Raw genomic sequence first — 11,959 nt, 5'->3', positions numbered from 1 at the left:
GGTGATTTTTATTGTTTTAATGAAAATGCTACAGCAGCTTTAGAGTGTAATACTACAGTATCAAATGTTGGAATAGTAACATCTTCGGGTTTTATAACCATAGGAATTTCTGTGCAGCCAAGAATGATTCCTTCAGCTCCATTTTCTATTAATTTATCGATAATTTCTAAGTAACGTTTTTTTGTTTTTTCGGTTACAATTCCTCTTCCTAATTCTTCAAAAACAGTCATGTGTACAAAATCTCTGTCTTCATCATCAGGAATAAGCGTTTCGATACCTCTATCGATAAGTTTAGATTTAAAGAAATCGAGTTCCATTGTAAATTTGGTTCCAAGTAAGCCTACTTTTTTAAGTCCGGTTTTTTCGATTTCTGTAGCAGTTACTGTGGCAATATGTATAAGTGGAATTCCGATTTCTTTTTCGAGTCGGTCGGCAATATGATGCATAGTGTTGGCACATAATAGAATTGCCGTTGCTCCCGAAGATTTTAAATGCTTGCAAGCTTCGTATAGCATCTGGAAGGTTTTCTCCCAATCATTGGCATCATTATTTTTTTTGATATCTTCATAATTAAAGGAATAAATAATGCATTGAGAAAAGTTTAATCCGCCCAATTTTTCATTTATTCCTTCATTGATAAGTTTGTAATAATCTACGGTAGAAACCCAGCTAATTCCGCCAATAAGCCCTAATGTTTGCATGTTTTGTCTAAACTTTATATTGTTTGTACTGATTTAAAAACTAATTATATGTTTTGTAATTTGGTTTTAATCTTTAATTTCCAATAAAAGTATACAATAGTAACAACCTCTGCAACAAGAATCCAGAGGAATTTACTAGTAAAAAAACTATGATAAGTTCCTTGATTTGGGATTATGGTAAACGGCACCGTTATAAATACATCCAGAGTTAAAGCTGTTGTAACTATTATTAAGCCGATAATGAATCCGTTGGCTTTATTTCTGTTTTTATAGAAGATAGAAGCGCCGAGAATTGTGAACGGAATTGCCAATGGTGCAACAATCAGGAATTGTTGCAATGCAGAATCTTTGATGTTTGGGATATAACTTAATACTGTGAAAGTACTAAATATCATTAGCCAGATTAATGATCCAACTAAAATTGCTCTAATTTTTGTCATTTTATTTTAAGATTAAAGGTTACTATTTCTGAACAAACACACGATAATTAATAAGAAGAAGGATAGGGTAGATGTTATGGTTCGAATCAAATGCAGATTGTTCCATTTAAGTTCAAATTTATCTCTTACACTTCTTGCATCTTCCAGAGATATATTACTCAAATCGGTTTTTTCCAGAAGTTCATTTAGCGGAATATTTCCCATGATGGTTACCAGAAATACACCCGCAAAATATAATATTGCTGCAGCAAGTAGCAACCAAATAATGTAGGTATGGTGTGATTTATAAAGGTAAGCTGTAGCAAATGATAAAATGAGAGGACTAAGAACGACCACAAAAAATAATGGATTTAAAATAGTCCTGTTCATGTTCTGGAAAGCACGGAGATAATTAATATCATCAAGCCTGCCAATACCTGGTGTTATAGCATTTGCCCAAGTAAAAAATATTCCAGCCAAAAGCCCCGTAAATAATGTAGTAAGTAATAAAACAATCGTTTTTGTGTCGATAATAAATGGTTCCATGATTATGTTGTTTAGTTAACAAAATAAAATTAGAACTATTGATTATCAGTGATTTGTTTTAAAAGGATTTAAATTTGTTTGAAAAGAATTATTTTTTTAGTTCGCTTGGTCGTACACCAAATTTTTTATGAAAAGCATTCGAGAATGAACTCAAACTTTCGTAGCCTACAAACCAAGCGGTTTCCTGAATGTTCTTGTCGGTGTTGCTCAGTAACTCATGTGCTTTATTTAGCCTTTGTTCCTGAAGGTATTTAAATACAGGAATACCAAAGAGTTCTTTAAAATTCTTTTTGAGTTTGTTGTTGTTCAGACCAATTTGCTTAGATAACTCACTTAATGAAGGTGGAGTCGCAATATTTTGGTTCATAATTTCTTTTGCCTGAAAGAGTTTCTCACGGTCAATTTTTTTGATGTTTTCTTCTTTTTCGGTAGAAAGATGTGCAAAGAAATGTGCCAGTAATTCGGTTATCTGACTTTTAAGAAACATTAATCTGGTGTCTCCTTTATATTGGGTATTAAATATTTTTTGAACCGCGTTTTGCATGTCGGGCGACATATAAAAACTTGGTCCTTCTACAAAGTTGGCTTCTGGATGAAGAAGTTGTTGTAAATATTCGGAGAAGATTTCGCTTTCGCGTTCTGGCAGCGTATCAAGATTTTTTAATTTCATAAATACACTAATAGATTGCAATGGTTTATTAGGCGATATTTTATGAGCAAATCCTACTTTGCTATTACCGAAAAACGAAATTGCAATTCCTGTTGTATTATTTATAATTATATTTTTGTTTTGATACGTAATTTCCAATTCGACATTTCCTGAACCATAAAACGCAAAGCCAACAGCGTCACCATCGATTTCGCATTTTTCGATAATCGTTTTTTCAGCATTCGATTGCTCGATTAAAACGACAAAGTTGTTTATTTCTATGATATCTGTTGTCATGGAATATGGATTAATTCTATTCTGAAAATTTATTTAAAATAAGCATGGCATTGTCGGTGTCTTTTTTATTTACAAAAATGTGGTCGTGATAAAATGCCGCTACAACATTGCAACTAATATTATTATCGGATAGCGCTTTCGCGAAAGCGGCAGTTAAACCTACAGCTTCTAATGATGAATGTACGGTAAGTGTTATCCACGACATTACAACGGAATAACTAAGTTTTAGCTCGTCGGCAATTTCTTTTTTTAAGATTAAAGTAATGCCTTCACTTTCAGTAAATGACATTACAATATCTTTAAACGCTATATTTTCAAGACTTTTTACCGTGCAAAAAACATAATCACCAACATTGTGTTTGGGTTTCATGCTTTTGAGTAATTTCTCTAAATCTTTTTCTCCTGACATTTTAATGGATTGTTTTATTTTAGATTATACTAGATGCAATTTTAATGTTTAATTTATTTTTTTCTTCTATTTCATTTTTCAATTTATCGTATTCAATAGAATTGGTCAATTTTTTTAAAGAATTTAAAGTTATCGAATGTTGACTTCGCTTGTAATTATTCAACTCTTCAGTTGACAAGACATAAAACTCCCAATGATTTAAATTAAGAGGATTAATTGTTGGTTTGTCTAAATGATGTAAAAGACAAAAGACATATACATCAGCACTTCTAATTGGGATTGTTGAACGTTTATCAATTTCTGAATTCCAAGGCTGGGATAGTTTTGTACTGAAACTAATTGTCGATAGTTTCTTTTGTTCCCATGATTGTATATATGCAGCAGATTTTATTTCAATTTTTATTTTGTCGGGTGTTTCTAAATCATAGGCACCCCATTCATCTCGAATTTCTTTTATGTCAATATTTACAGCCGTTGCAACAATAAATTCTGCTAAACGTCCACGTGTCGCATTACTAACAATATCTGAAACACTCCAACGCCAAAAATCAAGTAATGAAAAATTTAGGGACTTTTCATTATACAGAAGCTTTTCTTCTCCAGTTTTTAAAATAGCCTTGGTGGTTTCTAAAGAGTTCATAATATTTTTATTTATTAGCCATATGTAATGCAATTCTGTTTCCTTCGCAATCTTTAAATTCGGCTACTGAGCTATATTCTCCGTTTGATGTTATTGGGAATAAAACTTCGGCACCATTTTTTACTGCAAGGTTTAGAGTTGCATCAATATCTTCGGTATTAAAATATATAAGCGTTCCGTTTATAGTAGGTTTGTATATTTCTCCTTTTGCCAAAGCGCCCGAAATTCCGTTATTGCCTTCGATAAGAGGAAAAAAAGCCATTTCGTTATCATGGATAATATCTCGCTCAAATTCAAAATTAAAAACTGCCGTATAAAATTGCATGGCTCTTTCTATATCGTTTACAGGAATCTCAAAATAGACTACAAGATTTGATTTGTTTTTCATATTTAATTTAAGGGGATTCTTTTTTTATTTCGATTATCTTAAGCTTGCTAATAAGTCCGCAATTTCTTTTGGTTGCTGAATATTTAATTCTATCAGATTTCTTTCTATTCTTATTTTGAATTCTTCTTGTTCTTGTTTTATTTTTTTTAAATTTTTCTCGAATAATACTTTAGAAATAGAGAATTTCTCATCTAGATTTTGAGCTTCATTTTTTTCAGTGTAATCTGAAAAATAAATTAAATCATCTACAGTTTTAAAAAACACCCAAGGATGTCCAATCCATAGCTGGTGCCATTCATTTTCTTTAGAAATTAAAATTTTTAGCCATTCGGATAAATTTCCAATGTCGCAACAACAATTAGGCTGGATAAGTATTTGGTCATTAAATTTTAATACAATTCCACCAAAAAGATGTGAAATTTCATCATCAATATTTTCTAAATCAATTTCTGTAAGTGTTTTTAGTAAAATTATTTTTAACTCATTATCATTTAAAGTATTTAAATCAACGAAGAAACTACCTTTTTCTATGGGTTCTAATTTTTCTAAATTACTATCACTGATGCATTTTTTCCAATAATTATACCATTCAATTTTACTTTCTAAAAAACTAGAATCAGGACTTTTATAATCATTATTCGAGTATTCTGAAGGTAAAATCTCAATAGTATTAATTAATTCCATTTTTAGTATTTTTATTACCAACGAAGTTATGGAAAATTTTATCTCGATTTGCTATTTGAAATTGTCATATATAAAAAAACCTCGCTTAAATTGCTTAAACGAGGTTGCTTTATTTTTGATTTAATTACAGTAAAATTAGTCCGTAAATTTTTTAAATATGGAGCTTGCTATATGTCCGCCAAAGCCAAATGTATTACTCATAGCATAGTTAACTATTTTAGGTTGAGCTTTACCGAGTGTCAAATTAAACTTATTTAAAAATTCGGGTTCTATTGTTTCTGTATTTATTGTTGGCGGAACAATATTTTCCTGAATAGCTTTTATACAGGCAATTGCTTCAATAGCTCCGGCTGCACCAAGTAAATGTCCAGTCATTGATTTTGTTGCACTAATATTTGCATTTGGGTTTATTCCGAATACTTTTTCCATCGCTTTAAGTTCACTCAAGTCACCAGTAGGAGTTGAGGTAGCATGCGCATTTATATAATCGATTTTGTCTGGCGTTATCTGAGCTTCCTCTAGAGCAAGTTCCATTCCTAGAATAGCACCTTCGCCATCTGGGTGGGTACTTGTTAGGTGATAAGCATCTCCAGCTAATCCGCCGCCAACAATTTCGGCAAGAATAACAGCATTCCTTTTTACTGCATGTTCATAGCTTTCTAGTATAATAGCACCAGCACCTTCACCTAAAACAAATCCGTTTCTTGTTGCATCAAATGGTCGTGATGCTTTACTACAATCTTCGTTTAATATTGATAATGCTTTTGAGGCATTAAAACCTCCAATAGAAGATTCTGTGACAGAAGCTTCTGATCCGCCACTAATTATCATATCGGCTTTGCCCCAACGGATGTAATTAAATGCATCAATGATTGCTGTATTACTTGCTGAACAGGCAGATACTGTGGTATAATTAATGCCGCGAAGACCGTATTTAATTGAGATTGCTCCCGAAGCAATGTTTATAATTCTTTTTGGGATGAAAAAGGGACTAAATCTTGGTGTACCATTACCTAATTTATATTCTCCGATTTGTTCTTCGAATGTTGAAACTCCACCATCGCCTGAACCCCAAATAACTCCAATTCTATTTTTATTTAAAGAATCAAAATCAATATTTGCGTTTTTAATCGCTTCGTCAGTTACATATAATGCGTATTGAGTAAAAAGATCATATTTTCTGATTTCATTTTTCTCAAAAATATTTTCTGGATTAAAATTCTTAACCTCACAGGCAAATTTTGTTTTGAAATTAGTAGTATCAAATTTTGTTATTTCTGCTGCACCACTAACTCCGTTGATTAACGAGTGCCAATATTCCGAAACATTATTGCCAATAGGGGTTACTGCTCCTAATCCTGTAATTACTACTCTTTTCATTATTTTTTAGATTTTAGTTCTTTTAGAATTGTTTCTTTTACAATCACAAAGTCATTTTCGTTTGTAAGTCTAGACAGTTGTACAATTGCAACCATATTTGTTATTATCATCAATGCTTTTGTTCTTGGGGAAGATTCGAAATCAAATATTTTAAGTTCTTTTCCTTCAGTTAAGACTTCGGTTAACCAATTAATAACTAGTGCTGCAAATATTTGTAGTTCTGATTTTATGGTTTCATCTAGGGTGTTTAAGTCTGTTGCTAATGAGCCAACAATACAGACTTTGTTTTCCTGTTTTATTTGGGTATGAATGGCTAAGAAAGCTTCAAGTTTTATTAATGGAGATTGATTAGCAACTTTTTTCTTTAAAGTTTCATATCTCTCAATATGTTCTTTGATTGTTGCAACACCCAAGTCTGATTTTGCAGGGAAATGATAATGTATCGAAGCAGTTTTTATACCAATATCATTAGAGATATCTTTAAAGCTAAAAGCATTGTAACCTTTTTCTCTTATCAATTGATCTGCTTTGTCTATGATTGCTTCTCTTGTTGTCATCGCTTTTTTTTAAACAAATATACTACCTATTAGTAGATAGACAAATTAATTGCGATTTATTTTTAATCATTTTAGGAAAAGACTAACCTGTTAGGTGTTAAAGAGTTTGATTGGTTGAGTTATTCTGTATCGGAATTTCTATTTCACTTTGGTCATGTACATATACCAGTTCCATTCCCAAGTTTCGCCATTATCGACAGACATCGCTTGGCTCCAAATAGGATTGTTTTTGTCTCTGGCATCCCAACGAAATAACTGAATTACTTTTTTTCCTTCATAAATATCTCTTGAAAAGAAGTGGCCTACTTTTTTTTCGAAGGAGCCAATTACGGGTTTGTCCAGAACTCCTGTATTAGAATCTGACCAATAAATACTCCATAATTTTGTTTCTGGATTAAATAATCGTACCGTCATTCCTTCAAAAGGAACGCCATCAAATTCTGCTAGAAAATTATCAATATTACCAATTCCGTTTAGGACTTTATACATTTCCTGAGTCGATGGAAACTCAATCCATTCTGTACAATTAGAGAATCTGTATTTTAGTTTTTTATTTATGATATTAGTTTTCCCCTGAAAAAAATCAAAATCATCTTTGGATGAAGTAGGGGAAGGAAGGATTATTAATTCTCCGCTTGCATTAAAAATCAATTTCGGAATTTCTAAATTTAAATTATCTACAGGCATGTTTTTTGATTTTTGATGATTTATTCATTTCCCTTTTTAATCCACTTACCAACTTCTGGTGCTACGTAATTTTTCATTTTAAGGAGTAAATCCTCTGAATCTGTACTTACGATTATCATTTGTTGATTGATCTCTTTTAAGAAACCTTCATTTACCATTTTTAGTATAAATTCTAGTAATAAATCGTAAAAGCCATCGATATTCAAAAATTCCAATTGGTTTTTTATGAAGACCAAGTTGTGCCCATGTAAGCATTTCAAAAAACTCTTCGAGAGTTCCAAATCCACCTGGTAAAGCAATTACACCATCGCTTAATTCGTTCATTTTGGTTTTTCTTTCATGCATGCTTTTTACAATAATTAATTCGGTTAAATTATCGTGAGCAATTTCTTTCTTCATCAGGAAGTCTGGTAAAACTCCGATTACTTTTCCGTTTTTATTTAAAACTCCATCTGCAACCGCACCCATAAGTCCTACTTTGGCTCCGCCATAAACCAAATCGATGTTGTTTTGGGACATTGTTTGGCCAAGTTTAAAAGCTTGAGTTTCGTATTCTTTTTTGTTTCCAAAACTTGATCCACAAAAAACGGTAATTCTATTCATTTGTTTAATTGTAAAATGTAATCGGCAATTAGTTTTCTTGAGTAATTAAATCTACAAAGTCTGCCTTTGTAAGTAATTCGATTATGTATTGAAAATTTTCTGTACCAAATATTTTGTTTAAATTTTCTGTTCCTGTTATTTCTATAGTACATTCTCCCGGATATCCCGGACCAGCGGCCGAAATGGCGTCATTAAAAGCATCTAAGTTTTTCCCAAAATGTTTAGCCGATTCAGGGTCGATTTCTTTTGTGTAGGCATTCCAGAAATCTTCTCGATTGTGGCAAATATTTCCGTTAATAAATATTTTTCGTTTGCTATTTTTAGATATCGGTTTATCTTTCATTTTACAGTCTGTTTAAATTTTATTTGGTCTGTATTTTTATCCAATCCAGAATTTCGTTCAGAGCTGTTGGTGCAAATGTTTGTTCTATAGTTGCATATTCTTGAGGTAAACCAGTTTTGCATTCCTGAAATAAATGATTCAGGTTTGGTAATTCTTTGGTTGTAATGTTTTTGTTTCCTCCTTTTAAAAGGGCTTCTTTTATAGCAGTTAGATTTTCTTTTGGTGCAACTTGTAAATCTTTGGCTCCATTAAGTGCTAAAACAGGACATTTTACCCTCTCTAATGTTGGCGCTGGATTAAAGGTAAGGAAAGTTACCATCCAAGGAGTTAGAATCTTGTCTGTTTGTATTTTAACATATTCAGCGTCAGTCATTCCTGCAGGTTTATTTGGGTCGTTTTTAGAAACTTGAATCATGTAAGTTGTTAAATCGGTTTTTAATTGTTCCGGGCTTTTAGATTTAGCAATAATATTAAAAGCTGTTTTGTTTACTTCTTGTGCTTTCAGAATATCAGCTTGACTCATTCCAGCTGCTTCTGCAATTAATTTTTGTTGTAATAAAAGTAGTTGGTTTCCAGGAAGTCCAGGACCAGCAAGTAAGACAATAAAATTGACATTCTTAGAATTTGTAGCTACAATTGGAGCAATTAATCCTCCTTCGCTATGACCAATTAAACCAATTTTTTGTTTGTTAATTTCTTTTCTAGTTTGCAAATAATTTACTGCTGCCAGAGCATCTGTAGCAAAATCTAAAGAAGTTGAGTTTTTAAAATTTCCTGTAGATTGTGCAGTTCCTCTATCATCATATCGTAAAACTGCAATTCCGTTTTTAGTTAAAAAGTCAGATAATACTAAGAAAGGTTTATGGCCCATTAGTTCTTCATCACGATTTTGTGCGCCACTTCCAGTTATTAAAATAACAGCGGGAAAAACACCTTCTTTTTTAGGAAGAGTTAATGTTCCAGCCAGAGTTATTCCAGCTTTTTCATTCTTAAAAGTGACATCTTCGGAGTAATAAGGATATGGTTTAGTTGGCTCTTGCGGACGTACTAGTTTTTCTTTTTCAATTTTTTCTCTCGATAAATTCATCGGAAATGCATGCCCCGCTTGTTTAAAATTACCAACTATTTTATTGTCTTTGCCAAGAATACCTTCATATTCGATTTTAGCACTTTCAATGGTAAGTTTTAAAGTTGAGTTCTCAAAACTTGTTGTAGTTACCGGAATATCTTTTGCACCTTGATCAGGACTGTCCATTGTTGATTTAAAACCAGTATCGACTTTATTAATATTAAAAACAAGTCTTAATTGTTTTCCCTGAACATTTAAAAGACCATTCCATTGTCCTGTAATGTCTTGCCCGAAAACAGTTAATGTGGTCAAAATTGCTAGTATTGATAATATAAAATGTTTCATTTGGTTAGTGGTCTTATTAATAAAAAGTTAGTTTTTAAATTATATAATCGTACCGGAATAGTCTGATAAAACGTATTTTGTTACAGAAATGATATAAAATTATCTATTCTTTTTTAGTTTATTTTCTAATTGCCATTTGGTAAGTTTGCTATATCGATACTATGCTGATTCATCGTTTTTTGATTTCTTTTTGCAATTATAAACGAAGTTATGAAAAATATGAGTTCGTACTTAAACAAAAAAAGGCAATTACTAGAAACTAGTATTGCCTGTGAATGAATATTTTGAAAAATAATAGTATTTAAGGTTTAGATTTTAGTCTGCTTAATGTTTCTTGCGAAATATTGAGAAAAGAAGATACAATCTTGTTAGATAAACGTTGTGTAATTTTAGGATTAGTGTCTAGTAATTGCTTGTATCTTTCGGTGGCATTTTGGGTTAAGAACGACATGAGTCTTTTGGTATTGGTTACATAAGCCATCTCCATATAATGCCTGTAAAAACTTCCCCAATTTGGGATGGTTTCTAGCAAATGATAAAAATCCTGACGCGAAATATAAAGTAATTCGGTAGGTTCTAATGCCTGAACAAACTCTAGGGAAGGCTCATTTAATACAAAGCTGGATAAAGCGGTTACAAAATTGCTTTCGAATCCTAAATAGCGTGTTGCTTCTTGTCCTTCTTCGGTTATAAAAAATATGCGTAAACAACCATTGCAAATAAAATACATGCGTTGGGTGGTTTGACCCGGAACAACCAAGAGTTCGTTTTTTTCGACTTCTAAAGGATTAAAATGACTGATTATTTTCTCTAGTTCTTCATCTGTAACTGTTGAAACTTCTTTTATATATTCGATTAATTGCTCTTTCATATTTTAAATAAAATCTCTAACAAATTTACGGTAATGTATAATATCTTCTATTGTTAAAACGACCAATTGATGCTTTTGTGCAAATGATAGAATCTCTGGTAATCTTGCCATAGTTCCGTTAGGATTCATTAATTCGCATAATACAGCCTCAGGTTTTAAACCCGATAATTTCATTAAATCTACACTTCCCTCTGTATGTCCGTTGCGTTGTAGCACGCCGTTGTCATTCGCTCTTAGCGGAAAAATATGTCCTGGTTTTACTAAATCTGAAGGTTTTGCATAATCGGCAGAAGCGGTTCTTATGGTTTGAATTCTATCTGATGCCGAAAGTCCTGTTGTAACGCCCTCTTTTGCTTCGATAGTAACCGTAAATGGAGTCTGAAAAAGACTTGTATTTTCTTTTACCATATAAGGTAATTCTAATGCATCGGCTTTTTCATTCGTAAGGCAAAGACATACAATTCCGCTGCATTCGCGTATCATTAATGCCATATCTTCGACTGACATATGTTGGGCTGAATAAACTAAATCGCCTTCGTTCTCACGGTCTTTATCATCTAGTAATAAAATACCTTTTCCGAGTTTGAGTTCACTAATTGCATTTTCTACACGTTCTTGGCTAGTTGTACCAAATGATACTAATGGGTTTTCGTTTTCTATTTCAGTAATCATCTGGATGTTGTTTTTTCGGCTAACCTTCTAGCATTTGGAATAATTATAAAAGCACTCATGTAGGAAACTGGAAGCATGACACTCCAAGCCTTAAGAAATTTGAAGAACCAATCTTCTCCAAAACCATAATTGCGCATAAGTCCTACAAACGCCATAATGAGGGTCATAGGAATAACAACAAATAAAGTGTTGATGTATTTAAAATACTTTTTGTTCATTTTTAATTGATTATTAAATTTTTGCTGGAACAAAATTGTTTAAATAAGGAAGGGAAAACATTGATGTACATCAAAAAAAAATAAAAAATCTATTCTAGCAACGGGAGAAGGTTTTATTTATTTTTATGATAGCCCACGGTTTCAACCGTGGGATACGGATTGCGATAATGGATTAGGATAATGGATTGCGTTCCAATGGTTAAAACCATTGGCAATGGTTGTAAGCTGTTATTTTGTTTGTAATCTGTTGTCGAGCCAATGCTAACGTCCCGCTCGTGTTTACTGTCATTAAATAAAGGAAATGTCTACAATACTTTGCTGAATAAATCTCTCGCAAAGACGCTAAGTCGCCAAGTTTACACATAGTTTCTTTGTGGCTTTGCGTCTTTGCGAGAAAAAGTCTATCAAGCTGTCGCGAATGTCCCAGTTCTGAGGATAAGAATTATTATATGGTTTTTTATTAAAATGGATTTTGTTTGTG

The 11,959-nt window shown here is 32.2% G+C and carries 16 protein-coding genes and 1 pseudogene; all 17 read right to left on the bottom strand.

What is annotated here, in order from left to right; translation table 11 throughout:
• Positions 1 to 8: 8 nt before the first annotated feature.
• The 17 genes and pseudogenes from IW20_RS19790 to IW20_RS19710 all read right to left on the bottom strand — a co-directional run bounded on the left by IW20_RS19790 (position 9) and on the right by IW20_RS19710 (position 11,478).
• Positions 9 to 701, bottom strand: coding sequence for an aspartate/glutamate racemase family protein (locus tag IW20_RS19790; RefSeq protein WP_035626514.1), 693 nt, complete (start codon positions 699 to 701; stop codon positions 9 to 11).
• A 44-nt stretch (positions 702 to 745) separates the two neighbouring features.
• Positions 746 to 1,141 (bottom strand): DUF5367 family protein, encoded by a 396-nt coding sequence (locus IW20_RS19785; RefSeq protein WP_035626512.1) that lies wholly within the window; start codon positions 1,139 to 1,141, stop codon positions 746 to 748.
• A gap of 12 nt (positions 1,142 to 1,153) precedes the next feature.
• Positions 1,154 to 1,666 carry an anthrone oxygenase family protein gene (locus IW20_RS19780; RefSeq protein WP_035626511.1) on the bottom strand — a complete coding sequence of 171 codons (513 nt, stop codon included), beginning with the start codon at positions 1,664 to 1,666 and terminating at the stop codon, positions 1,154 to 1,156.
• Positions 1,667 to 1,754: 88 nt separating this feature from the next.
• Positions 1,755 to 2,612: a helix-turn-helix domain-containing protein gene (locus IW20_RS19775; protein WP_035626508.1), complete on the bottom strand. Its 858-nt coding sequence runs from the start codon at positions 2,610 to 2,612 to the stop codon at positions 1,755 to 1,757.
• Between the two features lie 16 nt (positions 2,613 to 2,628).
• On the bottom strand, positions 2,629 to 3,021 hold the full coding sequence (locus IW20_RS19770) for an ACT domain-containing protein (protein WP_035626505.1): 393 nt from the start codon (positions 3,019 to 3,021) through the stop codon (positions 2,629 to 2,631).
• A 19-nt stretch (positions 3,022 to 3,040) separates the two neighbouring features.
• Positions 3,041 to 3,661, bottom strand: a complete 621-nt coding sequence (locus IW20_RS19765; RefSeq protein WP_035626502.1) for a hypothetical protein — start codon at positions 3,659 to 3,661, stop codon at positions 3,041 to 3,043.
• A gap of 7 nt (positions 3,662 to 3,668) precedes the next feature.
• Entirely contained in the window at positions 3,669 to 4,049 is a 381-nt protein-coding gene (locus IW20_RS19760; protein WP_035626500.1) for a VOC family protein, read from the bottom strand.
• Positions 4,050 to 4,082: 33 nt separating this feature from the next.
• Positions 4,083 to 4,733, bottom strand: a complete 651-nt coding sequence (locus IW20_RS19755; RefSeq protein ID WP_035626497.1) for a hypothetical protein — start codon at positions 4,731 to 4,733, stop codon at positions 4,083 to 4,085.
• A 135-nt stretch (positions 4,734 to 4,868) separates the two neighbouring features.
• Positions 4,869 to 6,113, bottom strand: a complete 1,245-nt coding sequence (fabF, locus tag IW20_RS19750; protein ID WP_035626494.1) for a beta-ketoacyl-ACP synthase II — start codon at positions 6,111 to 6,113, stop codon at positions 4,869 to 4,871.
• The gene (locus IW20_RS19745) at positions 6,113 to 6,670 is read right to left on the bottom strand and encodes a TetR/AcrR family transcriptional regulator (protein ID WP_035626491.1); all 558 of its coding nucleotides are present in this window, start codon (positions 6,668 to 6,670) and stop codon (positions 6,113 to 6,115) included. Before IW20_RS19745 ends, fabF begins: the two co-directional genes overlap by 1 nt.
• A 138-nt stretch (positions 6,671 to 6,808) precedes the next feature.
• A complete protein-coding gene (locus tag IW20_RS26620) occupies positions 6,809 to 7,357 on the bottom strand; it encodes a hypothetical protein (RefSeq protein WP_081912526.1) in 549 nt (182 codons plus the stop codon).
• Between the two features lie 20 nt (positions 7,358 to 7,377).
• A pseudogene (locus IW20_RS19735) lies at positions 7,378 to 7,960 on the bottom strand (LOG family protein).
• 28 nt (positions 7,961 to 7,988) lie between these two features.
• Positions 7,989 to 8,303, bottom strand: a complete 315-nt coding sequence (locus IW20_RS19730; RefSeq protein ID WP_035626488.1) for a barstar family protein — start codon at positions 8,301 to 8,303, stop codon at positions 7,989 to 7,991.
• A 19-nt stretch (positions 8,304 to 8,322) separates the two neighbouring features.
• Positions 8,323 to 9,717, bottom strand: a complete 1,395-nt coding sequence (locus tag IW20_RS19725; RefSeq protein WP_035626485.1) for an alpha/beta hydrolase family protein — start codon at positions 9,715 to 9,717, stop codon at positions 8,323 to 8,325.
• Between the two features lie 301 nt (positions 9,718 to 10,018).
• Entirely contained in the window at positions 10,019 to 10,588 is a 570-nt protein-coding gene (locus tag IW20_RS19720; RefSeq protein ID WP_035626483.1) for a Crp/Fnr family transcriptional regulator, read from the bottom strand.
• Between the two features lie 3 nt (positions 10,589 to 10,591).
• Positions 10,592 to 11,260, bottom strand: a complete 669-nt coding sequence (ribB, locus tag IW20_RS19715; RefSeq protein ID WP_035626480.1) for a 3,4-dihydroxy-2-butanone-4-phosphate synthase — start codon at positions 11,258 to 11,260, stop codon at positions 10,592 to 10,594.
• A complete protein-coding gene (locus tag IW20_RS19710) occupies positions 11,257 to 11,478 on the bottom strand; it encodes a DUF2798 domain-containing protein (RefSeq protein WP_035626478.1) in 222 nt (73 codons plus the stop codon). Before IW20_RS19710 ends, ribB begins: the two co-directional genes overlap by 4 nt.
• Positions 11,479 to 11,959: the final 481 nt, after the last annotated feature.

The sequence above is a fragment of the Flavobacterium hydatis genome (assembly GCF_000737695.1).
Classification (GTDB): Bacteria; Bacteroidota; Bacteroidia; order Flavobacteriales; family Flavobacteriaceae; genus Flavobacterium; species Flavobacterium hydatis.
The sequence above is the reverse complement of the archived record's forward strand: the minus strand, read 5'-3'. Positions and strand labels throughout refer to the sequence as shown.